Here is a 24,430-nt window from a genome sequence, read left to right on the forward strand (position 1 = left end):
GGCCCGGCGGCGGCCTCAGTCGAACCGCAGGTCGGCGAGTTGCCGTTCGAGGGCGGCGTCGTCGTCCTCGTGCTCGGACCGGGGCGGGCGGGCGGCCACGAGCGCCGCCAGTTCCCCGCCCGCGCGCCGGATGCGGGCGGGCAGGCCGTCGGTGTACGTGTCCCCGCCCGAGCCCCAGTCGCCAGACGCCGCGTACACGCCCGTGGGGGCGACCGTCGTACGCAGGTGGGCGAAGAGCGGGCGCAGCGCGTGGTCCAGGACCAGGGAGTGGCGGGCGGTGCCGCCCGTCGCCGCGATCAGGACCGGCGTACCGGTGAGGGCTCCCGGGTCGATCAGGTCGAAGAAGGACTTGAACAGGCCGCTGTAGGACGCCGCGAACACCGGGGTGACGGCGATCAGGCCGTCGGCCCGGGTCACCGCGTCGATGGCGGTGGCCAGTCTCGGCGGAGGGAAGCCGGTGACCAGGTGGCGGGCGATGTCGCCGGCCAGTTCGCGCAGTTCGAGCACCTCGGCCCTGACGTCCCGGACGACGCCCCGGGTTGTGCCGCCACCGCCGGGGGCGGCGTCGCTCCCGGGAGCGGGGGCGCCGGCCTCGTACGCCGTGGTGCCGGCCGGCCGGGCGGCGAGTTCGGCGCAGGCCGCCTCGGTGAGCCGGTCCGCGAGCAGCCGGGTGGCGGAGGGGGTGCTCAGCCCCGCGGAGACGGTGATCAGCTTCATGCGGCGGTCACCCCGTGGGGCTCCGGGCCGGATGCTCCTCGCCCGCCGCGGGCCGCCGACGGTTCGTCCGGCGGAGGCGTGGCGGCGGCGACGCGCGCGGCGTGGGTCGGCGCGTCCGGTACGGCGGGAGGGCGGCCCTTCGCGAACTCCCGGCGCAGCACGGGGACGACTTCTTCGCCGAGGAGGTCGAGCTGTTCGAGGACGGTCTTGAGGGGCAGGCCGGCGTGGTCCATCAGGAAGAGCTGGCGCTGGTAGTCGCCGACCGTCTCCCGGAACGACAGGGTTCGTTCGATGACCTGCTGGGGGGAGCCGACGGTGAGCGGGGTCTGCTCGGTGAACTCCTCCAGGGTGGGGCCGTGCCCGTAGACGGGTGCGTTGTCGAAGTAGGGGCGGAACTCGCGTACCGCGTCCTGGGAGTTGGCGCGCATGAAGACCTGGCCGCCCAGGCCGACGATCGCCTGCTCCGGAGTGCCGTGGCCGTGGTGGGCGTAGCGGCGGCGGTAGAGGTCGACCATGCGGCGGGTGTGTTCGGCGGGCCAGAAGATGTTGTTGTGGAAGAACCCGTCGCCGTAGTAGGCGGCTTGCTCGGCGATCTCCGGTGAGCGGATCGAGCCGTGCCAGACGAACGGCGGGACGCCGTCGAGGGGCCGGGGCGTGGAGGTGAAGCCCTGCAACGGCGTGCGGAAGCGGCCCTCCCAGTCGACGACGTCCTCGCGCCACAGCCGGTGCAGCAGGGCGTAGTTCTCGATGGCGAGGGGGATGCCCTGGCGGATGTCCTGCCCGAACCACGGGTAGACCGGGCCGGTGTTGCCGCGGCCCGTCATCAGGTCGACGCGCCCGCCGGCCAGGTGCTGGAGCATCGTGTAGTCCTCGGCGATCTTCACCGGGTCGTTGGTGGTGATCAGGGTCGTCGAGGTGGACAGGATGATCTTCTCGGTGCGGGCGGCGATGTAGCCCAGCATCGTGGTGGGCGAGGAGGGCACGAACGGCGGATTGTGGTGCTCGCCGGTCGCGAAGACGTCCAGCCCGACCTCCTCGGCCTTCAGGGCGATGGCGACCATCGCCCTGATCCGCTCGTGCTCGGACGGAGTCCTCCCGTCGGTGGGGTCCGGCGTCACATCGCCGACGGTGAAGACGCCGAACTGCACGGGGTGGGTGGGTGAGTGCATCCGTGACGCCCCCGTCACTTGGCGAGGAAGGCGAGGAGAGCGGCGTTGACCTCGTCCGCGTGCGTCCAGAGCAGGCCGTGCGGGGCACCCTCGATCTCCACGTAGTCGGCGGAGGGGAGCATCCGGTGGAACGGGCGCGCCGTTCCCTCGGCCGGGAGGATGCGGTCGGCCGTGCCGTGCAGGACGAGCGCCGGGACGTCGATGGCGGGGATGTCGGCCCGGAAGTCGGTGTACCAGGTGGAGGGCGCGGCGGCAGCGGCATGGGCCCCGCCGCCCGCGGCGACGGCCCAGCTGTTGCGCACCGCCTCCTCGCTGATGCGGGTGCCCAGGTTCTCGTCGAGGTTGTAGAAGTCCTGGTAGAACGCGGTGTAGTAGGCGTACCGGTCGGCCTTGACGGAGGCGACGACCCCGTCGAAGAACTCCTTGGGCGCGACGCCGTCGGGGTTGTCGTCGCTCTTCAGCAGGCAGGGTTCGAGCGAGGCCAGGAACGCGGCCTTGGCGACCCGGCCCGAGCCGTACCGGGAGAGGTAGCGGGCGACCTCGCCGGTCCCCATGGAGAAGCCGACGAGGACCGTGTCGCGCAGGTCCAGGGTCTCCATGACGGTGTGGAGGTCGGCGGCGAAGGTGTCGTAGTCGTAGCCGGTCGTCGGCTGGGAGGACTGCCCGAAGCCGCGGCGGTCGTAGGTGATCACCCGGTGGCCGGCGTCGAGGAGGGCGGCGGTCTGCCGCTCCCAGGAGTGCCCGTCGAGGGGGAAGCCGTGGATGAGCAGGACGGGCCGGCCGGTGCCGTGGTCCTCGTAGTACAGGTCGATGGGGGTGCTGTTCTCCTGGCCCACGGTGATGTACGGCATGGGGGCTCCTCGCTTCGGGTGGTTCGGTGGTCGGTCCGCGTCGCGGCACGTCGCTCCGGTGCGGTCCCCTGTACGGCGGATGCCGGACGGTGGTGCCTGGGTGCGCAACGTGATGACGTCACGCTAGGCCCCGCCCACCGGGCGTGTTGTCGTGTGACGCACCGGCGTTTGCCCGTCGGCGCAGCGTTCCTCGCAGGAGCCGAGCGGCCGGCCCGCCCGGCGGCCGGTCAGAGGGGCTCGTCCTCCGGCGGTACGAGCCGGGCCAGCCGGACCCGGGAGGTGACGGCCAGCTTCCGGAAGACCGACGCCAGATGGGTGTTGACGGTGTGGGGGGAGATCACGAGGACGGCGGCGGCCGATCGGTTGGTGTGCCCGGCGGCGATCAGCCGGGCGACCTTGCGTTCCGATGCGGTGAGCGCGTCCCAGCCGTGTTGGGGGGGCGGGGCCGTGGCGCGGCGGCGGGCGCCGGTGCGGGCGCGGGCCCGGGCCCGTTCGAGGTCCGTGCGGACGCGGTCGGCGTCGGCGCCCGCTCCCGCCCGTACGTACGTCTCGTACGCCGTGGTCAGCGCGGGCGCCGCCGCGGCGGTGTCGCCCGCTCGCAGCAGCGCGCGCCCGAGGTCGGCGGAGGCTGCCGCGAGGTGCAGGGGGCGGGGCCCGGTGCCGAGGATGCGGACGGACCGCTCCAGGAGGGCGCGGTCGGCGTGCACCAGGGCGGCGGTGTGCGCGGCGATGCCCTGCGGCGTCGGTACGGAGGGGTTGCGGGCGGCGTGGCCCGCGGCCTGGGCGGTGAGGTCCTGGGCCAGGGGGCGGTCGCCCGCACGGAGGGCGATCTTCACGGCGTCGACGAAGTGGGTGCGCAGCAGGCGCCACCGGACGAACGGGTTGTCGTGCTGGACGGACCTGAGGTGGTCCGCGGCGGCCGGGTGGTTCCCGTCGGCGTCGGCGATGACGGCCTCCAGGTAGTGGCGTACGGCGTTGTTGCCGGGGTTCGGCCGCTCGGCCACCGCCGTACGGACCGTGTCGAGGTGTTCGCCGGCCGTACGCCGGTCGCCGCGCGCCAGCGCCAGCCCCGCCCGCAGCACCCGCACGTTGACCAGCATGTTGGGGACGCCGATCTCCGCTTCGAGCCGTTCGACGGTGACGAAGCCGGTCTCGGCGTCGTCCAGGCGCCCGAGGCCCAGGTCGAGGGTGCCCTGGGCCCACATCAGCAGGGCGGGGCGCGGGGGTTCGCCGTCGGCCGCGGCGAGCAGCCGGCGGGCCCGGTCGAGGTCGTCCTGGTGGATCCGGGCGACGATCTCCTCGGGCAGGAAGGCGGCGTCGAAGGCGCTCAGCGCCGTGTGGTGGTCGACGGCGGCGGCGCAGTCCCCGGCGTTGAGGGCGATCTCGCCGAGGCCCCACAGCGCGGCGACCCGGGCCTCGCGGTCGCCCGCCCGCTCCGCCTCGGCGAGTGCCCGCTCCCCCGTCGCGCGGGCGGCCGGGAGGTCGGGGCCGCGTGACTGGGCCAGCGCCTGCCGGGCGGTCAGCCGGGCGGAGATTGCCGGGTCGGTGGCGACGGCCAGGGCGGCGCGGGAGCGCCGGTCCAGCTCGTGGATGTCGTCCAGGTGCCACAGGGCGTCGCCGAGGACGGACTGGAGCCGGGCGAAGACGTCCAGGGGCGGCAGCTGGGCGAGGAGGCCGTCGGCCACCTCCCGGGCGCGGCGGTAGCGGCCGGCGCGGGTCAGCGCGGCGATGGCCCGCTCCCCCGCCTCGTACAGCCGCGGGTCGTGCGGCGGCACCAGTTCCAGGGCGCGCAGGGCCAGGTCGGCGGCGAGGTCGGGCATCACGGCGCGTACGTCGGCGGCGGCCCTGCCGAGCAGTTCGACCGCCTCGTGGTCGCCGGGTTGGGCGCTCTTGAGGAGGTGCGGTACGGCGTCGGCGGCGGCCCGGCCCATGGCGACGAGGTGCCGCGCGGCCTCCCGGTGCAGGGCCCGGCGCGCGGAGGGGGCCAGGTCGGCGTACACGGCCTGGCGGAGCAGGTCGTGGCGGAACACGAGCTGTTCGCCGTCGTCGTCGAGCAGCCCGGTGGCGAGGGCCTCCCGCAGCTCGCCGAGGAGCCCGGCCGTGGGCCGGCCGCACAGGGCGGCGGCGTCGGCGAACCGGAAGGCCCTGCCGAGGACCGAGCCGACCCGGAGGAGGTCGAGGGTGCCCGGCCGGAGCGTGGCGAGTCTGGCGCGTACGCCGATGACCAGCCGCTGGGGCGGTTCGGCCGCCGGGTCGTGGGGTTGGGGCTCGGGGGCGCCCGCCGCACGGGCACGGCCGGCGCGGGCCGTCTCGGCGGCAGGGGTGTCCGGGGCGGCGGGGCCGTGGAGGCCGTCCGGGCCCGCGTCATCACGGTGGCCGTCGTCCGTGCCGTCCGGGTCCCGGAAGCCGTGGACGCCGTCCGGGTCCCGGAGGCCGTGGACGCCGTCGGGGTCCCGGAGGCCGTGGACGCCGTCCGGGTCCCGGAGGCCGGGGGCACCGTCGGAATCCCGTAGGCCGTGGACGCCGTCCGGGCCGGGGGCCGCGAGGCCGGCCAGCATCTCGGTGGCGAGGAAGGGGTTGCCGCCCGACCCGTCGAGCAGCCGTGCGACCGTCGCCGGGACCGGGCGGTCGCCGCCGAGGACGTCGCGGGCCAGTTCGGCGAGGGCCTCGCCCGGCAGGGGCCGCAGCGGGATCCGCGTCGCCCGGGTGCCGTCGCCGCGCAGGTCCGGGTCCTCCCGGCCGGCGAGGAGCCAGAGCACCGGTGAGGTGCGCAGCCGGGCGGGCAGGACGTTCAGGGCGAACCGGCTGAGCGGATCGGCCCATTGGACGTCGTCGATCGCGATGAGTACGGGTGTGCCCGCCGTACGCTCCTCGATGAGCTGGGCCATCCGCTCGACGAGCCAGATGCGCTGGTCGTGGTGGCCGGCGAGGCGGGCGAAGTCGCCGGGCGGCAGCAGGGGCGGGTCGCCGTGCAGGAGGCCGGAGGCCAGGGAGGCGAGCGGCGCCAGTTCGTGCAGTTCCTCGGCGCGCCCCTCGCTGACGAGGAACCCGTGCTCCCGGGCGATCGCGGCCGCCTCGGCGAGCAGCGCGGTCTTGCCGATCCCCGGCTCGCCCAGGAGCAGGGCGAGCGCGGAGCCGTCGCCGTCCCGCACGGACCGTACGAGGGCGGTCAGTTGCCCGACCTCCGCCTCCCGGCCGCGCAGTCCGGGCCTGCTCGGCCCGGCGCCCCGGTCCACCCCCGGGCCCGCACCCGTGATGCCTCCGTCCGCACCCACACCCGCACCCGCGACGCCTCCGCCCGCGCCCATGGTCTCCTCCTGCGTGTCCCTGCGCTCGCCCATCCTCCCGACGTCCCTCACCCCTTGACGGCGCCCGCCATCAGGCCCCGTGTGACGTGGCGCTGGAGGGCGAAGAACGCCAGCAGCGGGACGGACGCCGATACGAAAGCACCGGCGGTGAGCCGTTGCCACTCGTTGCCGCGGGTTCCGGCCAGTTCCGCCAGCCTGACCGTGACGGGCGCGGTCTCGGCGGTGCCGCCCGACAGCGCCAGCGCCACCAGCAGGTCGTTCCAGACCCAGACGCACTGGATCACCGCCAGGGCGGCCAGGGCCGGCCGGGCGAGCGGGAGGACGATCCGGAGCAGGAGCGTCCCGTGGGACGCGCCGTCGACCCGGGCGGACTCGATCAGGTTCCGGGGCAGCGAGGCCAGGTGGTTGTGGAGGAGGAACACCGCGAAGGGCAGTGCGAAGGCGGTGTGGGCGAACCAGATGGGGCCGAACCGCGCGGCTCCGGCGGGGTCCCCGCCCGGCAGGGACAGCCATCCGGCGGAGGCGAGGCGCAGGAGCGGCACGAGGGCCATCTGGAGGGGCACGATCTGGAGGGCGAAGACGCCCACGAGGAGGGCGTCGCGCCCGCGGAAGTCGATCCACGCCAGCGCGTACGCCGCGAGGAGCGCGAGGACCAGGGGGAAGAGCACCGACGGGACGGTGATGACGACGGAGTTGACGAGGTGGTCGGCGAACCGTCCCGAGCTGTTGCGGCCACCGGCCAGCACCTCGGCGTAGTTGTCGAGGGTGAGGCGCGGGGCGCCGAACACGGTCCACCAGCCCGAGGTCTTGATGTCCTTCTCGGGGCGGAAGGAGGAGACGAGGAGGCCGAGGGTGGGCGTCGTCCAGAGCAGGGCGATCAGCACGGCGGCCGTCGTGGCGGCGCGGGAGGTGAGGCCCGCCCGGGTCCGGCTCATCCCGCTCTCCGCCGGGCTCGGGCGGCCATCGCGGCGGCCACGGGCGTGACCAGGACGAACAGCAGGACGGCGAGCGCCGCGCCCCGGCCCGACCGGCCGTGGCGCAGGGCCTGATCGTACATCTCGTGGGCGAGGACCGCGGTGTCGAAGTGGCCGCCGGTCATGGCCCTGACGATGTCGAACGCCTTGAAGGTGGCCGTGGTCTCGGTGAGGAGCACCACGGTCAGGGCGGGCCGGATCGCCGGCAGGGTGATGTGCCGGAAGACCTGCCGCGGTGAGGCACCGTCGAGCCGGGCCGCCTCGGTGATCTCGGCGGGTACGGCGGCGATGGCGCCCGCCAGGAGGAGGGCGGCGAAGCCCGCCTGGGTCCACACCATGACGACGACGAGGAGGAGGACGTTCCAGGGGGACTCCACGAGCCACTGCCGCGGTGTGCCGCCGAAGGCCACGACGAGCTGGTTCAGCAGCCCGATCTGGTCCGCTCCGGCGGGGCGGTAGGCGTAGACGAACTTCCAGACGACACCGGCGCCGACGAAGGAGATCGCCATGGGCAGCAGGAGGAGCGCGAGGGCGGGCGCCCGCAGCCGGGACCGTACGACGACGGCTGCGTAGAGCAGGCCGACGGCCGTGACGAGCGGGGGCACCAGCAGGACCCAGACCAGGGTGTTGCGCAGGGCCCCCAGGGCGGTGGGGTCGGTGAAGAGCCAGGCGTAGTTGTCGAGGCCGGCCCATGTGTGGCCTTCGTCGTCCAGGAACGACAGTACGAGGGTACGCAGGCCGGGTATCAGGAGGCCGGCCGTGAGCAGCGCGGTCGCCGGGGCCAGGAGCAGGAGGGCGGCGCCGCGCCTGCGCGGGCGGGGCCGGTGCAGCACCAGGAGGATCAGGCCGACCACGGCGGCGAAGGCGGCGACTCCCCGGAGCAGTTCCGTCAGTTTGGGCTGCTGGGCGAGCAGGTCGAACGTCATCGGCCGCGCGGGCGCGGCCAGGACCGCTCGACGGAGTCGGCCACCGTCCGGCTGTCCTCGCCCCCGATCCAGTCCAGGGCGCCCTTCCAGAAGGTGCCGGATCCGACGGAGGCGGGCATCAGGTCCGAGCCGTCGAACCGGAACTGGGTCCGGGGGTTCTGGAGGAGCCGGATGGACAGCTCGTCCACCGGGTTGGCCGCGTGGTCCGGGTCCACGTCCTTGTGCGCGGAGACGAAGGGGCCCTTCCGCATCCGGCTGTCGGCGAACCGGGCGGTGGCCAGGTACTCCTGGAAGGCCCGGACCTCGGGGCGGTCGGAGAACGCGGCGGCGAAGACCCCGCCGCCCAGGACGGGCAGGCGGGTGCGGTCCGTGCCCGGCAGGAGGAAGGCGTACACGTCCTTGTCGGGGCCTATCTCGGTGCCGTCCGGCCAGTGTTCGGCGTAGAACGAGGCCTGGCGGTGCATCGCGCACTCGCCGGTCAGGACGGGGGCGCCGGCGTCCTGGTAGGCGATGGAGGAGATGGAACGGGCGGGGCCGAAGCCTCCGTTGGCGTACCGGTCGTCCTTGAGCACCGATCCGACCGTGTCGAACGCCTCGATCACGCGCGGGTCGTTGAAGGGGATGTCGTGGGCGACCCACTGGTCGTACACGTCCGGTCCCGCCCGGCGCAGCAGGACGTCCTCGATCCAGTCGGTGAGCGGCCAGCCGGTCGCCTCGCCGGACTCGGCGCCCGCGCACCACGGGGTGACCCCGGAGGCGGCGATCCTCTCGGTGAGGGCCATCAGTTCGTCCCAGGTGCGGGGCACGGTGAGGCCCCGTTCCCGGAAGAAGGCGGGCGAGTACCAGACGAACGACTTCACATTGGCGACCAGCGGGGTGCCGTAGAGCGTGCCGTCCACCGTCGCGTAGCCGTTCCAGTCGGCGGACCAGCCCTGGCGGGCGAGGGAGGCGACCGCGGGGGGCAGGGGCTTGAGGTGGCCCCGGCGGGCGAAGCGTTCCAGCAGTCCGGGCTGCGGGAAGAAGGCGACGTCGGGTGCGCTGCCGCCGTCGACCCGGATCTGGATGCGGGCCTCGAACTCGCCGTCGCCCTCATACGCGACGTCGATGCCGGTGCAGCGGGCGAAGTCCGCCCAGGTCTCCTCGAACAGGTCCGCCTCGCGGTCCCGGTTGGAGGCGTAGACGGTGACGCGGGTGCCGGGATGCGAGCCGTAGCGGTCGTACGGCCGGCAGCTCGCCGCGTCGCGGGGCCGGGAGGCGTCGCGCGGGGCGCCGCAGGCGCTGACGAGGGCGGCCAGGATGACGACGGCGAGCGCGACTCTCGCGCCGGACCTCATGGTGTGCTTCCTCCGATCGCCCACCGCGTGATCGCGGGGGCGGACCGAAGTTATCAGCGGTCGAACAACATCGACCAATCGTTCAATTTCGGCAGTCGTCGCAGGCCGGGCGGTCGTCGCCGCACGTACCGGCGTCCGGCCCGGGCCGGCCTCAGAGCCCGAATTCGGCGTGCCGGGAGGCGGGGACCAGATCGGCGTACTCGGGGTGCCTGCCGATCCACGCCCGGATGAAGGGGCAGTACGGCAGGACGCTCAGCCCGCGCGCCCGGGCGTCGTCGAGCGCTCCCCGGGCGAGCAGCCCGCCCAGGCCCCGGCCGGCGAACCGCGGGTCGGTCTCGGTGTGGATGAAGGCGATCTCCGTCCCTTCCCCCTCGCGCGCCGCCGGGGAGAGGAAGTACTCGGCGAAGCCGGCGGTCTCAGGGCTCCGGCGGCCCCCGGGAGCGCCGGGGGCGCCGGGGACGCCGGGGGCGCCGGGGACGCCGGGGGCGCCGGGAGTGGCGGGAGTGGCGGGAGCGGCGTCCTCCTCGGCCGTGGCGAGGATCTCGTACCGGGATCTCTCCGGGCGGTCCGTGACGTGCGCTTCCACGGTGCTCAGCCCTCCACCAGCGGGGTGTCCACCAGGTGTTCGGCCAGGAACCAGACCTGCGCCTCGCCGGTGCGGACGACGCCGGAGACGAGCAGGTCGGCGCTGCCCTCGTCGCCGCGCGCCGAGGCCCGGGCTGCGGCGTCCCGCGCGTCGGTCAGGATCGTCTCGTGCGCGGCGAGGAGCCGGGACAGCATGGCGGGGACCTTCTCGACGCCGTCCGGGGGGCGCGGTACGGCCGTCAGCTCGGCGACATGGCGCGGGTCCCCGACCGCGACACCGCCGAGGCTCTGGACGCGCTCGGCCAGGGCGTCCACGAGGGCGAGCTGCGCCTCGGCGTGCTTGTCCAGCATGAGGTGCAGCGAGGCGAACGTCGCGCCGCGCACCAGCCAATGGTGCTTCTTGTAGAGCGAGTAGAGGATCTGGGTGTCGGCGAGGACGCGGTTGAGCCGGAGGCAGGAGTACGCGCGCGTGTCGTGGTCCAGGCCGATGGGCAGGTGGTTGAGCGTGCCGAACGCCTGGATCTCGTCGCCGGTCCGGTGGTCGGGCGCCTGCGCCTGCGGTCGCGTCTGCGGCTGCTGCCGGGTGTCCGGGCGCGGCGGTGCGGTGAGGGTCGGTTCCACGGGTGCTCCTGGTACGGATCGCCGGGGCCGGGCGGCCGGTGGCGGTGGGTGTCCCGACGCTACGGCCGGCTCGGCCCGCCGACTTTGCTCCCCGCGCCCGGGGTCCGTACCGCCTGCGCACGCCCCCTCGAACGGGACCGGGGCTCAGGACGCCGGGTGGGAGGCCACGACGTCGCCCCGGGTGTCGGCGGCCAGGTAGCCGGCCGCCTGGTACTCGTTGGTGAGGTAGAAGAGCACGGTGGGCCGGTCCTCGTTGAAGGTCCAGCGCTTGACGATCACGTACCGCAGGTTCGGGTCGTCGACCTTCAGTTCCCGCTCCCCGCGCCGCATCAGTGCGGGCAGGGTGTCCCAGGCCAGTCCGGCCGCGTCGAAGGGCTGTTCGTCGGCACTGTCGGCGCCGATGGTGCCGCCGGGGCCGGTCCTGGTGGCGGCGCCGTCGCGGTACTGGTACTCGTCGTAGGTCGACGCGCCCGGCCCGGTGGGGATCTCGGCCAGGGCGTAGTCCTCGTAGACGGTCACCTCCTTGACCTCCGCGTGGCCGCTCGCCTCGCGGAAGGCGCCGAGGACGGTGCGGATGTTCGCGGGGGTGAGGAGGGAGCCCTTGGCCACCGCCCGGTCCGCCGTACCGTCCGACGGGCCCCGTGTGCCGCCGCCCGCCGGGTCCGGCCGGTCGGCGGCCGGGGTGCGCGGGGCGGAGCTGGAGGCCGGTGCGCCGCCGGTGCCCTGCCGGCCCGCGTCCGGGTCGGCCGTGCCCGTGCCGGAGGGCCAGTTCAGGGCGGCGACCACCAGGACGGCGACGGTCGCGGCGGAGGCGGCGGAGACGACGGCTGTACGGCGGGCCCGGGGCCGGCGGGCGGGCGCGGTGGACGGTATGGGCGGCCCGAACGCGCCATGGGGCGGAGCGGCCGGCGTCCATGGGCCGGCGGGCGTCGGCGGGGCGTACGCCTGAGCGGGGGCCGCCGCACCGGAGACGTGCGGGGACCGGTCCGCGGGAGCCGACGCCCCCGGCGCCCCCGCCACCTCGGTCGCATCCCGCAGGAGCCGGTCCAGTTCGGCGGCGTCGGGGCGCAGCGCGGGGTCGCGGACGAGCAGCCGTTCGAGGACGGGGCCGAGGGCGCCGGACCGGACGGGCGGCGGGATCGGGTCGTCCAGCACGGCGACCACCGTCGCGAGACCGGTCGCGCGCCGGAGCGGGTGGTGCCCCTCGGCCGCGACGTACAGCAGCATGCCGAGGGACCAGAGGTCGGAGGCCGGGTTGCCCTCCTCGCCCCGCACGCGCTCGGGCGCGATGTACTCGGGCGAGCCGATGAGGTCGCCGGTCGCGGTGAGCCGTGACGTCGTGCCGGACAGGGCCGCGATGCCGAAGTCGGTCAGGACGGCGGTGCCGTCGGGGCGGAGCAGGACGTTCGCGGGCTTGACGTCGCGGTGCTGGACCCCGGCGCCGTGGGCGGCGCGCAGGGCCGCGAGGACCTCCCGGCCGAGCCTGGTCACGTCGGGCACGGGCAGGGGGCCCTCGGCGAGCCGGTCGTACACGGAGCGGCCCTCGACCAGTTCCATGACGATCCAGGGGTGGGAGCCGTCGGCGGGCTCGACGATCTGGTGGATCGTCACGACATGCGGGGACGACAGCCGGGCCAGCGCCCGCGCCTCGCGCACGGCGCGCTCGCGGACCTGCGCGGCGAGTCCGGGGTCGGCCTCCACCAGGGCGGGGTCCGGCGGGCGGACCTCCTTGAGCGCGACCTCCCGGTCCAGGGCGACGTCCCGCGCCCGCCAGACCGTGCCCATGCCGCCGCTGCCGAGGCGGGAGACCAGGGCGAACCGCCCGTCGACCAGCCGTCCGCCGCCCTCACTCATGCTCATGGCGGGTCATCGTAGGCGGCGGGCGCGCCCGCCGTCCCGGCAGGCGCCGCACGGCGTCCGGAGCCGGGCGCCGGGGGCCGTCACCGGCCCCTCACCGGCCCGTCACCGCGCGGGGAATCTCCGTCGGCGGCGTACCGTTCGGATCTAGACTTTGCGGCTCGGGTCGTGATCGGTACGGGCCGCGGGCCTGGTACGAGGCGTTCCGGGCACGTGGAGCGGCACCGCAGCGTACGCACCGACCGCGCGAGGAGGAGGATCATGAACGCCGCCGGGGAAGAACGGCAGCAGCTCGACGTCGCCGACGTCCTCAACGCGAAGCGGACGCTCCTCCAGCTGCTCGGCCGCGCGGGGGTGTTCGCCGGGGACGCCGAGGAGCTGATCGGCCTGGTGGAGGCCGGTGCGCTGGCGCTCGCCCATCAGGAGCTCGGCGGGCGGCGGCGGAGCGTGCCCGGGGAGAAGGGCGAGCCGTACGAGTCGGGCTGGCTGGACGGGGCCCAGGCGGTGGCCGACGAGCTGGGTGCGCGGGCCGAGCGGGCGCTGCGGGAGGCGGTCGCCGCCGATGCGGCGGGCCCGCCCCCGGAGGCCCGTCCTCCGGTCAGCCGGATGCAGGTGGAGCGGGCGCGGGTGGCGGTGACGCCGCTGTACCTGGCGTTCGCCGAGGTGTCCGACCTCGATCCCGAGGTGTCCGAGCAGGTGCTCACCGCCGTCCTGGGCACGATGAGTTCCCGCCGGCGGGCCGGGTACGCGGGGCGGCTGGCGGAGTTCACCGCGACCCACCGGGAGCGCCTGGAGCGGCTGTACGCGGAGTACGGCGCGGGGAGCAGGATCGCCATCCACGGCCGCTACTCGCTGGTCCACTCCCCCACGAGTGTCGCCGTGCTGGAGCGCCTGGCGTCCGACCCCGCCGCGCTGCGCGAGGAGTGGGACGCGGCGGAGCTGCCGCCCGCGTGGCTGGAGGGCCTGTGGGCGGCCTGGACGGCGGGGAACTGACGGCAGGGTCTCCCGCGAGTTCCGGCAGCGTGTCGCGCGCGGCCGGGGCGGGGGTGTTGGATCTTCCGCCGACCGGCTCGGGCGTTCGTCGTGGGGACCGGGCATTGCGGGCGGCGGGGCCCGGGGACTTGACTGGGCGGTACGGGAGGCGGGCCGAGGCGCCGGCCGGTGTTGTGGCGGGGGAAGCCCGTACCGAGGGAAGCGAAGGACACCATGCTCGACGGCTGTACGCCCTGGCCGGAGGAGTTCACCGACCGCTACTGGATGGCGGGCCACTGGCAGGGTTACACGCTGGACGACCTGCTGCGCGGGTGGGCGGTGCGGTACGGGCCGCGCACCGCGGTCGTGGGGGGCGACACCCGGCTGACGTACGCGCAGCTGAACCGGCGGGCGGACCGGATGGCGGCGGGGTTCCGCCTGCGGGGGCTGCGGCCCGGTCAGCGGGTGATCGTCCAGCTGCCGAACGTCCCGGAGTTCGTCGTCACCGTGTTCGCCCTGATACGGGCCGGGGCGGTTCCCGTCCTGTGCCCGGTTTCGTACGGCGCTGGCGGGGTGTCCCGGCTGGTACGGGTGAGCGAGGCGGTCGGCTGGGTGGTTCCCCCGGAGTACCGGGGCGTCGACCTGGCGGCGACGGCGGCGCAGATCGCCGCCGAGGGGCCGTTCCTGCGGCGGGTGTTCACCTATGAGGCGCCCGGTGCCTCGTCTCCGTACGGGGGGATGACGATCGACCCGGCGGGCTGCCACTCCTACCCGCTCGGCTCGATCGACGCGCCTCCCGAGCCGGCGACGGCGCTCGGGGCCGGCCAGGTGGCGCTGCTCCTGCTCGCGGGCGGGGCCGGGGAGGCGCCCGCGCTCGTCCCGCGTACCCACAACGACTACGCCTGCCAGGCGCGGGCCGCCGCCGAGGCGGTGTCGCTCACGGAGGACGACGTGTACCTGGCCGCGCTGCCGGCCGCCGTCAACCTCGCGTTCGGCTGCCCGGGCATCCTCGGCACGCTCTCCGTGGGCGGCACCGTGGTGATGGTCGAGGACCTGGACCCGGCGGCGTGCCTGGCGGCCGTCGCGCGGGAGCGGGTCACCGTGGCGTCGCTGCTCCCGGAGACGGCGCGGGCCTGGCGGGACGCGGGTGCGGCGGTACGGGCCGAGGCCGGCAGCCTCCGCCTGGTGCAGATCGGCGGCGCCCCCGAGGACCCGGTCGCCACCGAGCCGGTTCCCGCCCTGGGCTGCGCGACGCAGCGGATCGTCGACCTGGCGGAGGGCCTGGTCACGACGGCCGGCCCGACCGGCCCGGGCGAGCCGGTGCCGACGACGTACGGCCGCCCTCTCTCGCCCGGCGACGAGCTGCGTGTGGTGGACCGGGACGGCCGGGACGCGGCCGACGGCCGGCCGGGCGAACTCCTCGCGCGCGGGCCGCACATCGTGCGCGGCTACTACCGCACCCCCGACCGCACCGCCCGCTCCTTCACACCCGACGGCTACTTCCGCACCGGCCTCCTCGCCGCCCGCACGCCCGGCGGCGAGGTGACGGTGGTGGGGCGCCTGGCGGAGGCTTCCGTACGGCGCTGACGGCGGCGCCGCCGCTCCCGGGGCCGGGAGGGGCGGCGCGGGGCGGCCGTCAGGTGTTGTCGAGGTCGCCGGTGAAGGCGGCGGCGATCCGGGCGTGGACGCGGGCTTCGGCGGGGCGGCCCTGGCGTTCCAGGGTGCGGCTCAGCAGCAGCCGGGCGTAGTGCTCGACCGGGTCCCGCTCCACGATCAGGCGCAGCTCGGCCTCGGCGCGGCGGAGTTGGGCCGAGTGGTAGTAGGCGCGGGCGAGCAGGAGCCTCGGGGCGGTCTGCCCGGGGGCGTCCTCGACCAGTCCGGCGAGCACGCGGGCCGCGGTGTCGTAGTCCCTGGCCTCGAAGAACCGCTGCGCGCGCTCCCAGCGCTCCGCCGGTGTGCCGTGGTGGTAGTAGGCGTCGCGGATGGAGCTGTACGTCGTGTTCACGGTGACCTCCTTCGGTGCCGTCAACCGCGCCCGTTCGTTGAATATTCCACTACTGGTGGGGCTCTGGGCCGGCTGCGCGGTGGGCCTCGCGGTAGCGGGACGGGGCGATGCCGTACCGGCCGGTGAACGCCTGGCGCAGGCTCTCGGCGGAGCCGAAGCCGCACCGGGTGGCGATGCGCGCCAGGGGCAGGGCGGTGGTCACCAGGAGGTGCGCGGCCGCCTCGGTGCGGGCCCGGCGGACGAACCGGCCCGGGGTCTGCCCGAGGTGGTCGAGGAACAGGCGGCCGAGGTGGCGCGGGGTGACGCCCGCGAGCCGCGCCAAGGCGCCGGTGCTCAAGTCGCCGTCCGGGCACCGTGCGATGTGCTCGACCAGCCGCCTGACCAGGGCGTCGCGGGGCGGTGGGGCATCGGTGAACATGCTCATCTGCGCCTGGTTGCCCGGGCGTTGCAGGTAGGTGACCAGGTCGCGGGAGACCTGGCGGGCCAGTTCGGCGCCGTGGTCGTCCTCGATGAAGGCGAGGGTCAGGTCGAGCGCGCTGGTGATGCCGGCCGCCGTGAAGACGTCGCCGTCCCGGATGTAGATGGGGTCCGCGTCCACGGTGACCCGGGGGTGGCGGTCGGCCAGCCGGGCGGCGAACCGCCAGTGCGTCGTGGCCCGGTGGCCGTCCAGCAGCCCGGCGGCGGCGAGGACGGAGGCCCCCGTACACACGGAGGCCACCCGGTGGCTCTCCCTGGCCAGCCGGCGCACATGGCCCACGAGCCGGGCGTCGGCGGCGGCCCGTTCGAAGTCCCGGCCGCCCGAGACGATCAGGGTGTCCAGGGGCCCGATCAGGCGCTCCAGCGGCTGCTGGCTCTGCAGCACGAGCCCGGAGCCGCAGGCGATCGGTCCGCCACCGGGGGCCGCGAGGGTCACCTCGTACGGCCGCGCGGGGGCGCCGAGGTGGTTGGCCATGGCGAGGGTGGTCGTCACACACGCGATGTCGAGCAACTCGGCCGTGTCGTACCCGACCACCACCATCCGCCGCACGCTCATGCCGGCCGACCCTACGCCGGAAGGACCGCCACCCCAAGATTCGGGACATGGCCGGGCCGTCCCCTCGCGCGCCCGCCGTACCGGCCCGGACAGTGGGAACGCCCCCCACGCCGCCCCACGCCGTCCGACGTCAGGAGCCCCCATGTCCCCCGGACACACGCAGGAGAACCAGCCGCACGACGCGGTACGCGAGACGGCACCGGCCTCGGACGGGGGCGCCGCGCCGCGCGCCCGGCCGGCGGGGCCCCTGGCTCGTGTCGCACGCCGCTGGCCCACCTGGACCGCGCTCGCGCTGGTCGTGGCCACCTTCGCCGACGGGGTACCCCCGCTTCCGCTCCTCGCCACGCTGCTGGCGGTCATGCCGCTGTGCTACATCGCGTTCGGGGTCCTGCGCGGGGAGCTGGCGCGCCGGGACACGGTCGTCCTCCAGCTTCTCGGGGTGGCCCTCTTCGGCGCGCTGGCCCTGCTGGCGCTCAGCGTCGACCGGACGGCCGGTCACTACGTCATGGCGGCCGGGTGGTTCGCCCACGCGGTGTGGGACTTCGCCCACCACCGCGCCGGCCGCGTCGTCCCCCGGGCCTGGTCCGAGTGGTGCTGTGTGGTCGACCTGTTCGGCGCCGCCGCGATCGTCCTGTGGGTCTGAGGACTCCTCGCGGTGGTGTGCACCCCGGCGGGGTCAGGCGGAGGCGAGCGAGATCTCCGTCGACTTGATGAGCGCGACCACGGCGGCGCCCTCGTTCAGGCCGAGGTCCTCCACCGCGTCCTTGGTGATGGCGGCGGTCAGTTCGCCGCCCTCGACGGTGACCCGCACCGCGCCCATGGCGCCGCCCGTCGAGACGTCGGCGACCGTGCCGGGCAGCTGGTTGCGGATGGAGATCCCGTCGACGGGGCCGGTGGCGAGGGCGATCTCGGTCGACTTCACCAGGGCGCGCACCGCGGCGCCCCGCGCGAGGCTCAGGTCCTTCACGGCGTCGGCGGTGATCGCGGCGGTGATGTCCTGGCCGCCGGCCAGGCGTACCTTCACCGACGCCATGGCCTCACCGGAGGTGACCTCCGTGACGGTGCCGGGGAGCTGGTTGCGAATGGACAGAGTCATGGGAAAACGCCTCACTGAGCTGTGGGGTGAACTGCCGTCACTTCTGTGACCTGCGACAACAGGAACGTACCCGAGGCCGCGTCAGGCGTGGCGGCGCAGGTCGCACCTGCCAGCCGTTCGGCCGTGATCTCCTCGCGCCGCTCTCCGGCGGGACGGCGGACCCTTGGCGCATGCTCCTCGGCGATGCGCCCCGCGTACTCGTAGAAACCTCCCGAATGCGAACACCAGCGGGCCCATCGGGTGGCATGCGGGGTTCCGCGGGCCGACGGGCGGGTAGCACTGGGCGCAGTCGCCGCACCGGCCGCTCGAAGGGGAAGCCCCATGAGTCAGCTCAGCGTCCCGCCGCACGCCCCCGACCCCGCGCCACCGGCCCGTTCGTTCCTGCTGGGCGGCGAGGTCGCCGCCCCGGCCGTCCTGACCGTCGCGGACCTGCGGCGGGGCTGGGAGCAGCACCGGGTGGACGTGGTGTTCGACTGCGCCACCAGCGGGTCCCGGCGCCACACCTTCCAGGGGCCCCTGCTGCGTGAGGTCGTCGGCGACACCCGGCCCGCCTTCGATCCCCGGCGGCGCAAGGACCGTTCGCGGTTCGTGGTGCGGGTGCACGGCGGCGACGGCCACCACAGTGTGCTGGCGTGGGCGGAGGTCGACGCCGACTTCGGTGACGCGCCGGTGCTGCTGGCGACCCGTCTGGACGGTGACGACCTCGACACGGCGGGCGCCCAGCTCGTGGTGCCCTCCGACCGCTGCGGTGCGCGCTATGTCAGCGCGGTCACCGGTATCTGGGTCGGTACGCTCCCGCCCCACGAGGCGCTCGGCCACCCGGTCGGCGGGGCCCACGCGGCCCATGCACCCGGCCCGTCGACGGCCTGACGGGGGGCCTTTGGGCGGCTGCGCGACGTCCCGGTCATGCCCGCGCGGGCGGGCTGACGGCGGGTGCGGGCGCGGCGGCGCGGAGGGTCGCCCCGAGGAGCGCGCCGAACTCGGCGGGGTGCGTGGTCAGGCCGGTGTGGCCGCCGGGGAAGTGGCGCAGGTCCACGCCCAGCCGTCCGGCCAGGGCCTCGGCCGCGCGGTGGGGCACCTCGCCGCGCGCGTCCCGGCCGGCGGCGAGGACCAGCCGGTGCGCGTGCCGCTTCAGCCGCTCGACGTCCGGGAGGTAGGACATGAACGGGGGCACGATGCCGCCGACGAAGTACGGCAGGTTGGCCATCGTCCGCTCGGCCCGCGCGGCCGCCTGGGGCGGGAGGGCGACCTCGAGGCCGGGCTCCGGCGCGCCGGCCGTGTCACGGTCGTCGCCGCCGGGCGCTGCCAGGCCGCGGGCGAACTCCGCCATCGCGGGCCCGAGCCCGTCCGTGCGCAGGGTCTCCCGTACGCGCGCGACGAGCGCCCGGTGCACGGCCGCGTCCGGCAGGACCTCCACGACCGGCGGTTCGTGCGCCACGACGCACGCGAGGCGCTCCGGGTGGGTGGCGAGCAGGTGCAGGGCCGTGATGGCGCCCGAGCTGGCGCCGAAGACCCGGGCGGGTGCGTCCGGCGACAGCAGCTCCAGCATCCGGTGGGCGTCGTCGGCGTGTTCGGCCACGGACTGCGCGGCCCCCGGGTCGTCCAGGGTGCTGCGGGACATGCCCCGGGGGTCGTAGGTGGCGACCGTGTACGCGGCGGCCAGGGTGTCGGCGACGCCGTCGTACGAGGCCGCGTCGCCCGCCCCGCCGGGGATGAGCAGCAGGAGCGGGCCCCGGCCGCGCACCTCGTGGTGGAGGGTCGCACCGGGAACACGCAAAGTGCCGGTGGTGGGGCCGGTCATGTGACGGCCGCTCATGTGGGGTCTCCTTCTCGGGGGTCGGGCTCGGGCCAGTGCTCCAGGAGGGCGTGCAGGGCGTCGAGGGCGCGGCGCCAGGACCGCTCCGGAGCGCGCGCGGACGCGAACCCGCCCGTCGCCTCCAGGGCGACGAACCCGTGGAACGTGCTGCGCAGCAGCCGTACCGCGTCGGTGAGGTCGGGCTCGGCCAGGCCGTAGCCGCGCAGCATCCCGTACGTCAGCTCGACCGCGCGGCGCGGCCCGGGCGCCCCGGCCGCCAGCTCGGGGTCGACACGGATCCCCGCCTGGGTCGCGGCGTAGCGGCCGGGGTGGCGACGGGCGTACTCCCGCCAGGCGTCGGCGTACGCGAACAGGGCGTCCCGGCCGGCCAGTCCGGCGGTCGCCTCGGCGATCCGGACGGTCTTCTCGTCGGCCGCGAGGAGCGCGACGCGCCCGCGCAGGTCCTCCAGCCCGCGGACATGGGCGTACAGGCTGGCGTCCTTCACACCGAGCCGCCGCGCCACCCGCGCCATGCTCACCCCGTCGAGCCCGACCTCGTCCGCCAGTTCGGCCGCCGCGATCGTCACCCGCTCGGCCGTCAGCCCGGCCCGCACCATACGCACCCCTTTCCTAGGGGCCCTAGTTTGAACCTAGGACCCCTAGGAAAGCAAGCCGGTTGCGCGACGGCCGCCCCGCGCTCACGAGGCGGAGGCGGGCGCCTCCACCGAGGAGGCCGGGGAGGCCGGGGACGCGGAAGTTGCGGAAGACGCGGGGGACGCCTGGGACGCCGGGGACGCGTCGCCCGCGGACCGTACGAGGCGACGGCGGCGGACCGGCAGGCCCAGGGTCGGGTGGGCGACGCCCCACGCGGCTCCCTTGCAGACCAGCTCCTTGTAGAGCGCGGCGAGCCGGCCGGTCAGCGCCGTGTCGACGGCGCGGTCGTCGGCGGTGACGTACTGGATGAGCCCCTCCGCCCGCCCCAGGGAGACGCACTGGTTGAAGTAGCGGATCGGGACGGTGGGCACCTTGCCGCCGGTCAGGCGGGCCGCGAGGGCGTCGGCGGCCTGCCAGGCGGCGGGCGTGCCGGAGGCGCACGACATCCGGAGCGGCTTGCCGCCGGGGCCCGTCGCCAGGGCGGCGTCACCAACGGCGTACACGTCCGGGTGCGAGACCGAGCGCATGGTGCCGTCGACCACGATCTGGCCACCGGCACTCAGTTCGAGGGCGGTGGCCCGCGCGAGCGGGTGGGCGGCGAAGCCGGTGGTCCACACGGTGACCGCGGCCGGGATGTCCGGGCCGCCGTCGACGGTGACCCGGTCGGGCCCGACGCCGCTGACGGAGACGTTCTCGTGCACGGTGACACCGAGCCCGGCGAGGACCTTGCGCACATGGCCGCGGCCCTTCCCGGAGAGCCAGTCGCCGAGGGCGCCGCGGGTGGCCAGGGCGACCGCGAGGTCGGGCCGGGCCTCGGCGATCTCGGTCACCGCCTCCAGCCCGGTGAGCCCGCCGCCCACGACGACCACGGACTCACCGGCCCGCAGCGCGGCCAGGCGGTCCCGCAGCCGGACCGCGCCGGGGCGGCTCGCGATCTCGTGCGCGTACCGGGCGGCGCCGGGGGCGCCCTGGTCGTTCCAGCCGCTGCCGAGCGCGTACACCAGGGTGTCGTACTCCAGGGTGTCGCGTTCCGGCGTCCCGGCCCCCTCCCCCGCGGCGGCGACGGTGACGGTCTTGCGGTCGACGTCCACCGCGGTGACCCGGCCGAGCCTCAGCCGCACCCCGGTGCCCCGGAGCACCGCGCCGAACGGGCGGGGCCGCAGCGTCTGGCCGGTGGCCAGCTGGTGCAGCCGGACGCGCTCGACGAAGTCGGGCTCGGTGTTGACGAGGGTGACGGACACCTCGTCGGGGTGGAGCCGCCGGGCGAGCCGGCCGGCCGCGGTGACTCCGGCGTATCCGGCGCCGAGGACGATGATGCGGTGCTGCATGAGCTGCTCCTGTCTGCGCGGGCCGCACCGGTCGGTGCGTGGTCACGCCCCTTGAACCGGGCAGCCCGGCGATTCCTGACAGACGACCGATGTGAAGCGGGTCACATCCCAGCCCGGTGCCGCGGTCGACCGACCATCGCGACGCGTCAGAAGGCGCGCAGCAGCGGCTCCCCGTGGTCGGTGGCCGCCCACACGCCGGTCGCGCGCTCCAGCTTGTCGGGGTTGACCTGGCTGCGGAACGCGGCGATGCCCTCCCTGGTGATCTCCACGCACACGATGCCGATGACCGTGCCGCCGACCACGGCCACGACGGCCGGCCCGCCGTTGGCCCGCGCCACGTACACCTCCGCCGATCCCCCGGCGAGCGCACGCTTCGCCGGTGACGGCTTGAACAGGCCGCGCATGAAGGTCGCGACGGCGCGGGCCCCCTCGAACGCCCTGGCCCGGGCGGGGACCTTCCCGCCCCCGTCGCCGACGGCGATCGCGTCGGCGGTGAGCAGCCGCACCAGCGGCTCCGTCCTCCCGCTGGTGGCCGCCGTCAGGAACTCCTCCACGACGCGCCGGGCCGCGGCCTCGTCGACCTCCGCGCGCGCCCTGCCCGCGGCGATGTGCCCCTTGGCGCGGTGGAGGATCTGCTGGCTCGCGGCCTCGGTGATGTCGAGGATCGCGGCGATCTCGCGGTGCGGGTAGTCGAAGGCCTCGCGCAGGACGTACACCGCCCGCTCCCCCGGCGACAGCCGCTCCAGCAGGGTGAGGACGGCGTACGAGACCGACTCGCGCTGTTCGGCGGTGTCGGCCGGGCCGAGCATCGGGTCGCCGTCGAGCAGCGGCTCGGGGAGCCACTGGCCGACGTACGTCTCGCGCCGGGCCCGGGCCGAGGTGAGCTGGTTGAGGCAGAGGTTGGTCAGCGCCTTCGTCAGCCATGCCTCGGGGACCCGGACGCGCTCGACGTCCGCGGCCTGCCAGCGCAGGAAGGTCTCCTGGACGGCGTCCTCGGCCTCACTCGCCGAGCCGAGGAGGCGGTAGGCGAGGGCCTCCAGCCGCGGCCGCGCGGCCTCGAACCGGTTCACGTCCTGCGTCGTCAGCGCCATGGCCCGGATCCTAGGGCCTGTCGTTCGGATCTTGCTGGGCTCGCGTGCCCTGGCACGCACATCTGCGGCGTTGTCGTCGGTCGCCAATGCTCCGCAGTGGCTCCCTCCTCCGCCTTGCATCTGCACGCACCAGACCCCGCTCACTGACCCAGCCTGATCCGAACGACAGACCCTAGTCCGGTGGCGGGGAGTGGGCGGTGAGGGGACTGGCGGAGCCGGAGAGGGGGTACGCGGTGGCCGCCACGGCAAGCAGGACGGACGATCACAGGAAGCGGGGCGTTCATGGACGGGTATCCGCAGTTGGCGCAGACCGTGCTGGACACCACCCGGCCCCGGGAGCTGGCCGAGTTCTACCGCCGGCTGCTCGGCTACTCCTACCGGCCGGGGGACGAGCCGCCCGCGGACGGCGGCCCCGATGAGCCCGACTGGCTGGTGCTGCGCGACTCCGCGGGCGTGTCCCGCCTGGCTTTCCAGGAGGTCGCCGAGCTGCCGGAGACGACCTGGCCCCGGCACGAGGTCCCGATGCAGCTGCACCTCGACCTCACCGTGCCGGACGTGGACGAGCTGCACCGCCAGCGCGCCCGGGCGGAGGCGCTGGGCGCGCGCCTGCTGCTGGACCGTCACGAGGACGACGAGGAACCGCTGTTCGTGTTCGCCGACCCGTCGGGGCACCCGTTCTGCGTCTTCGTCTCCCGCCCGCGCGGGCACGTGTGACGCGGCGGTACGACGGGCTCCCGGCCCCCGCGGTGGTGCCGGGGTCCGCTCAGGCGCCCACCACGCCGTCCACGCCCTCGCGCAGGAAGTCCGCGTGGCCGTTGTGGCGGGCGTACTCCAGCAGGACGTGGAGCATCACCATGCGGAGGGACACCTCTTCGCCCCAGCGGGGCTGGTAGCCGGCCGCGTCGAGCGAGGCGGCCTCCCGTTCGACGCGGCGCGAGTTCTCGGCCTCGGCCTCCCAGGCGGCGAACGCCTCGGCCCGGGAGGAGCCGCTGTCGTCGTACGCGGCCTGGAAGTCGACCGTGTCCGACCACACCATCGGCGCCTCGGGGTCCTGGAACGCCCGGCGGAACCAGGCCCGTTCGACCTCGGCCATGTGCCGCACCAGGCCGAGCAGGGAGAGGGTCGAGGGGGCCATCGAGCGCTGCCGCAGCTGGTCGTCGGTGAGGCCCTCGCACTTCCGCGCGAGGGTGGCGCGGTGGAGTTCGAGGTACGCGCGCAGCATCGCGCGCTCGTCGCCGGTGCGGGGCGGGTCGACCCGGGTGTCGGTGGTGGCCATCGTCGTACCTCTCGTCGTCGGGCTGCGGTACGCGAGGGACTGGCCGCGTCCGGCGGGCCGGCGGACCCCCCGCGCCCGCACCGATCATGGTCGGTGGGCCTCCGCCCCGGCGCAAGCCCCGGGGGCCGCCGCCCCTGACTCTGGGCGCCCGCGGGGGCGTCCTCCGGTGGCGCTAGCGCCGCTCCAGGCAGCCGCGGACGAACGCGGCCTGACCGGCGTGCTGGAGCGCGTCGGCGACGACGCTGACCAGGCGGACGCCCAGGGTCACCGGCGGGGACCAGGACGCGTCGACGACCCGGTTCAGCGCGGTCCCGCGCAGACCCGCGACGTAGGCGAGGGTCCGGTCGTGCACGGCGTCGAAGTAGCCGAGGAGCAGGGCGGGGGACTCGACGCGGACGGCGGCCACCTGGTCGCCGGTGTGACCGTAGCCGGTCTCCTCCGGGGCGAACGGCAGGGCGAACCGCTCCGCCCACCCCTCCCCCGTCCAGAGCTGCTCCTGCCCGGCGGCGTCGGCGACATGGTCGTCCTGAATCCGTGTCAGGTGCCAGACGAGCCAGGCGATGGTGTTGGCACCGGGGTCGAGCCGGGCGTGCAGATCGGCGGCCGAGGCTCCGTCGACCGCCTGGTGGACCGCTTCCCCGACGCGCCCGAAGGCGTCGGCGAGTACGTCTGCGCTGTTCATGGTCCGAGTGAACCGTGTGGCCCCGCCGTGGCCCGCCGGCGACACGCTCGCACCCGTACGGGCTCGGGTCGCTCCGTGTCGGGAACCGCCGGGGCGCGTTGGGACTCATGGCTACTGAACGGGGACCGCTCCCCGTTCACCTCCCCGCACTCCCCC

General features: G+C 75.2%; 24 protein-coding genes. 5 read left to right on the plus strand and 19 right to left on the minus strand.

Translation table 11 applies throughout. The features are described from left to right. Positions 1-15 precede the first annotated feature (15 nt). From ACF08D_RS28540 to ACF08D_RS28585, 10 genes are all read right to left on the minus strand, one after another. Positions 16-717 (minus strand): CE1759 family FMN reductase, encoded by a 702-nt coding sequence (locus tag ACF08D_RS28540; RefSeq protein ID WP_392226625.1) that lies wholly within the window; start codon positions 715-717, stop codon positions 16-18. Then, a complete protein-coding gene (locus ACF08D_RS28545; RefSeq protein WP_392227088.1) occupies positions 714-1,865 on the minus strand; it encodes an LLM class flavin-dependent oxidoreductase in 1,152 nt (383 codons plus the stop codon). The genes ACF08D_RS28540 and ACF08D_RS28545 overlap by 4 nt, the downstream gene beginning before the upstream one ends. Positions 1,866-1,900: 35 nt before the next feature. Beyond that, positions 1,901-2,737, minus strand: coding sequence for an alpha/beta fold hydrolase (locus ACF08D_RS28550; protein ID WP_392226627.1), 837 nt, complete (start codon positions 2,735-2,737; stop codon positions 1,901-1,903). A 227-nt stretch (positions 2,738-2,964) separates the two neighbouring features. Further along, positions 2,965-6,078: an AAA family ATPase gene (locus ACF08D_RS28555; protein ID WP_392226629.1), complete on the minus strand. Its 3,114-nt coding sequence runs from the start codon at positions 6,076-6,078 to the stop codon at positions 2,965-2,967. 14 nt (positions 6,079-6,092) lie between these two features. Next, positions 6,093-6,980, minus strand: a complete 888-nt coding sequence (locus ACF08D_RS28560; RefSeq protein ID WP_392226630.1) for a carbohydrate ABC transporter permease — start codon at positions 6,978-6,980, stop codon at positions 6,093-6,095. Next, positions 6,977-7,945, minus strand: a complete 969-nt coding sequence (locus tag ACF08D_RS28565) for a carbohydrate ABC transporter permease (protein ID WP_392226632.1) — start codon at positions 7,943-7,945, stop codon at positions 6,977-6,979. The genes ACF08D_RS28560 and ACF08D_RS28565 overlap by 4 nt, the downstream gene beginning before the upstream one ends. Then, entirely contained in the window at positions 7,942-9,279 is a 1,338-nt protein-coding gene (locus tag ACF08D_RS28570) for an ABC transporter substrate-binding protein (protein WP_392226634.1), read from the minus strand. Before ACF08D_RS28570 ends, ACF08D_RS28565 begins: the two co-directional genes overlap by 4 nt. Positions 9,280-9,430: 151 nt before the next feature. Beyond that, on the minus strand, positions 9,431-9,865 hold the full coding sequence (locus tag ACF08D_RS28575) for a GNAT family N-acetyltransferase (RefSeq protein ID WP_392226636.1): 435 nt from the start codon (positions 9,863-9,865) through the stop codon (positions 9,431-9,433). 5 nt (positions 9,866-9,870) lie between these two features. Next, on the minus strand, positions 9,871-10,386 hold the full coding sequence (locus tag ACF08D_RS28580) for a Dps family protein (protein ID WP_392227090.1): 516 nt from the start codon (positions 10,384-10,386) through the stop codon (positions 9,871-9,873). 243 nt (positions 10,387-10,629) lie between these two features. Beyond that, entirely contained in the window at positions 10,630-12,345 is a 1,716-nt protein-coding gene (locus ACF08D_RS28585; RefSeq protein ID WP_392226638.1) for a serine/threonine-protein kinase, read from the minus strand. 258 nt (positions 12,346-12,603) lie between these two features. On the opposite strand from ACF08D_RS28585, the gene ACF08D_RS28590 reads away from it, so the two are divergent. Together ACF08D_RS28590 and ACF08D_RS28595 are read left to right on the plus strand one after the other, a co-directional pair. Beyond that, the gene (locus ACF08D_RS28590; RefSeq protein WP_392226639.1) at positions 12,604-13,335 is read left to right on the plus strand and encodes a hypothetical protein; all 732 of its coding nucleotides are present in this window, start codon (positions 12,604-12,606) and stop codon (positions 13,333-13,335) included. Between the two features lie 213 nt (positions 13,336-13,548). Continuing rightward, on the plus strand, positions 13,549-14,901 hold the full coding sequence (locus tag ACF08D_RS28595; protein ID WP_392226641.1) for an AMP-binding protein: 1,353 nt from the start codon (positions 13,549-13,551) through the stop codon (positions 14,899-14,901). A 49-nt stretch (positions 14,902-14,950) separates the two neighbouring features. Here ACF08D_RS28595 and ACF08D_RS28600 read toward each other — a convergent pair whose 3' ends face one another. Continuing rightward, on the minus strand, positions 14,951-15,319 hold the full coding sequence (locus ACF08D_RS28600; RefSeq protein WP_392226643.1) for a tetratricopeptide repeat protein: 369 nt from the start codon (positions 15,317-15,319) through the stop codon (positions 14,951-14,953). A 49-nt stretch (positions 15,320-15,368) separates the two neighbouring features. Continuing rightward, on the minus strand, positions 15,369-16,352 hold the full coding sequence (locus ACF08D_RS28605; protein WP_392226645.1) for a GlxA family transcriptional regulator: 984 nt from the start codon (positions 16,350-16,352) through the stop codon (positions 15,369-15,371). A 142-nt stretch (positions 16,353-16,494) separates the two neighbouring features. Between ACF08D_RS28605 and ACF08D_RS28610 the strand changes: the two genes are divergently transcribed. Then, positions 16,495-16,995 (plus strand): hypothetical protein, encoded by a 501-nt coding sequence (locus ACF08D_RS28610; RefSeq protein WP_392226647.1) that lies wholly within the window; start codon positions 16,495-16,497, stop codon positions 16,993-16,995. Between the two features lie 33 nt (positions 16,996-17,028). Here the strand turns inward: ACF08D_RS28610 and ACF08D_RS28615 are convergent, their stop codons facing one another. After that, positions 17,029-17,448, minus strand: a complete 420-nt coding sequence (locus tag ACF08D_RS28615) for a molybdopterin-binding protein (protein WP_392226648.1) — start codon at positions 17,446-17,448, stop codon at positions 17,029-17,031. Positions 17,449-17,769: 321 nt separating this feature from the next. On the opposite strand from ACF08D_RS28615, the gene ACF08D_RS28620 reads away from it, so the two are divergent. After that, complete coding sequence (locus ACF08D_RS28620; protein ID WP_392226649.1) at positions 17,770-18,318, plus strand: molybdopterin-dependent oxidoreductase; 549 nt, start codon at positions 17,770-17,772, stop codon at positions 18,316-18,318. A 34-nt stretch (positions 18,319-18,352) separates the two neighbouring features. Here ACF08D_RS28620 and ACF08D_RS28625 read toward each other — a convergent pair whose 3' ends face one another. The 4 genes from ACF08D_RS28625 to sigJ all read right to left on the minus strand — a co-directional run bounded on the left by ACF08D_RS28625 (position 18,353) and on the right by sigJ (position 22,316). Continuing rightward, positions 18,353-19,249, minus strand: coding sequence for an alpha/beta fold hydrolase (locus ACF08D_RS28625; RefSeq protein WP_392227092.1), 897 nt, complete (start codon positions 19,247-19,249; stop codon positions 18,353-18,355). 11 nt (positions 19,250-19,260) lie between these two features. Next, positions 19,261-19,860 carry a TetR/AcrR family transcriptional regulator gene (locus ACF08D_RS28630; protein ID WP_392226651.1) on the minus strand — a complete coding sequence of 200 codons (600 nt, stop codon included), beginning with the start codon at positions 19,858-19,860 and terminating at the stop codon, positions 19,261-19,263. 81 nt (positions 19,861-19,941) lie between these two features. After that, on the minus strand, positions 19,942-21,225 hold the full coding sequence (locus ACF08D_RS28635; RefSeq protein WP_392226653.1) for an NAD(P)/FAD-dependent oxidoreductase: 1,284 nt from the start codon (positions 21,223-21,225) through the stop codon (positions 19,942-19,944). 146 nt (positions 21,226-21,371) lie between these two features. Continuing rightward, positions 21,372-22,316, minus strand: a complete 945-nt coding sequence (gene sigJ / locus ACF08D_RS28640) for an RNA polymerase sigma factor SigJ (protein WP_392226655.1) — start codon at positions 22,314-22,316, stop codon at positions 21,372-21,374. A 282-nt stretch (positions 22,317-22,598) separates the two neighbouring features. Between sigJ and ACF08D_RS28645 the strand changes: the two genes are divergently transcribed. Further along, positions 22,599-23,030 carry a VOC family protein gene (locus tag ACF08D_RS28645; protein ID WP_392226656.1) on the plus strand — a complete coding sequence of 144 codons (432 nt, stop codon included), beginning with the start codon at positions 22,599-22,601 and terminating at the stop codon, positions 23,028-23,030. A 49-nt stretch (positions 23,031-23,079) separates the two neighbouring features. On the opposite strand, the gene ACF08D_RS28650 is transcribed toward ACF08D_RS28645, so the two are convergent. Then, positions 23,080-23,592, minus strand: a complete 513-nt coding sequence (locus ACF08D_RS28650; protein ID WP_392226658.1) for a DinB family protein — start codon at positions 23,590-23,592, stop codon at positions 23,080-23,082. Positions 23,593-23,764: 172 nt separating this feature from the next. Continuing rightward, positions 23,765-24,274, minus strand: coding sequence for a DUF664 domain-containing protein (locus ACF08D_RS28655; RefSeq protein ID WP_392226659.1), 510 nt, complete (start codon positions 24,272-24,274; stop codon positions 23,765-23,767). Positions 24,275-24,430 lie beyond the last annotated feature (156 nt).

This window comes from Streptomyces sp. NPDC015131, assembly GCF_043079975.1.
Taxonomy (GTDB): Bacteria; Actinomycetota; Actinomycetes; order Streptomycetales; family Streptomycetaceae; genus Streptomyces.

What these genes read in the sequence shown, in the direction of transcription:
- ACF08D_RS28540 (WP_392226625.1), bottom strand. Translation starts at nt 717, where the DNA reads ATGAAGCTGATCACCGTCTCCGCGGGGCTGAGCACCCCCTCCGCCACC.
- ACF08D_RS28550 (WP_392226627.1), bottom strand. Translation starts at nt 2,737, where the DNA reads ATGCCGTACATCACCGTGGGCCAGGAGAACAGCACCCCCATCGACCTG.
- ACF08D_RS28555 (WP_392226629.1), bottom strand. Translation starts at nt 6,078, where the DNA reads ATGGGCGAGCGCAGGGACACGCAGGAGGAGACCATGGGCGCGGGCGGA.
- ACF08D_RS28560 (WP_392226630.1), bottom strand. Translation starts at nt 6,980, where the DNA reads ATGAGCCGGACCCGGGCGGGCCTCACCTCCCGCGCCGCCACGACGGCC.
- ACF08D_RS28565 (WP_392226632.1), bottom strand. Translation starts at nt 7,945, where the DNA reads ATGACGTTCGACCTGCTCGCCCAGCAGCCCAAACTGACGGAACTGCTC.
- ACF08D_RS28570 (WP_392226634.1), bottom strand. Translation starts at nt 9,279, where the DNA reads ATGAGGTCCGGCGCGAGAGTCGCGCTCGCCGTCGTCATCCTGGCCGCC.
- ACF08D_RS28585 (WP_392226638.1), bottom strand. Translation starts at nt 12,345, where the DNA reads ATGAGCATGAGTGAGGGCGGCGGACGGCTGGTCGACGGGCGGTTCGCC.
- ACF08D_RS28590 (WP_392226639.1), top strand. Translation starts at nt 12,604, where the DNA reads ATGAACGCCGCCGGGGAAGAACGGCAGCAGCTCGACGTCGCCGACGTC.
- ACF08D_RS28595 (WP_392226641.1), top strand. Translation starts at nt 13,549, where the DNA reads ATGCTCGACGGCTGTACGCCCTGGCCGGAGGAGTTCACCGACCGCTAC.
- ACF08D_RS28605 (WP_392226645.1), bottom strand. Translation starts at nt 16,352, where the DNA reads ATGAGCGTGCGGCGGATGGTGGTGGTCGGGTACGACACGGCCGAGTTG.
- ACF08D_RS28610 (WP_392226647.1), top strand. Translation starts at nt 16,495, where the DNA reads ATGTCCCCCGGACACACGCAGGAGAACCAGCCGCACGACGCGGTACGC.
- ACF08D_RS28615 (WP_392226648.1), bottom strand. Translation starts at nt 17,448, where the DNA reads ATGACTCTGTCCATTCGCAACCAGCTCCCCGGCACCGTCACGGAGGTC.
- ACF08D_RS28620 (WP_392226649.1), top strand. Translation starts at nt 17,770, where the DNA reads ATGAGTCAGCTCAGCGTCCCGCCGCACGCCCCCGACCCCGCGCCACCG.
- ACF08D_RS28625 (WP_392227092.1), bottom strand. Translation starts at nt 19,249, where the DNA reads ATGACCGGCCCCACCACCGGCACTTTGCGTGTTCCCGGTGCGACCCTC.
- ACF08D_RS28630 (WP_392226651.1), bottom strand. Translation starts at nt 19,860, where the DNA reads ATGGTGCGGGCCGGGCTGACGGCCGAGCGGGTGACGATCGCGGCGGCC.
- ACF08D_RS28635 (WP_392226653.1), bottom strand. Translation starts at nt 21,225, where the DNA reads ATGCAGCACCGCATCATCGTCCTCGGCGCCGGATACGCCGGAGTCACC.
- sigJ (WP_392226655.1), bottom strand. Translation starts at nt 22,316, where the DNA reads ATGGCGCTGACGACGCAGGACGTGAACCGGTTCGAGGCCGCGCGGCCG.
- ACF08D_RS28645 (WP_392226656.1), top strand. Translation starts at nt 22,599, where the DNA reads ATGGACGGGTATCCGCAGTTGGCGCAGACCGTGCTGGACACCACCCGG.
- ACF08D_RS28650 (WP_392226658.1), bottom strand. Translation starts at nt 23,592, where the DNA reads ATGGCCACCACCGACACCCGGGTCGACCCGCCCCGCACCGGCGACGAG.
- ACF08D_RS28655 (WP_392226659.1), bottom strand. Translation starts at nt 24,274, where the DNA reads ATGAACAGCGCAGACGTACTCGCCGACGCCTTCGGGCGCGTCGGGGAA.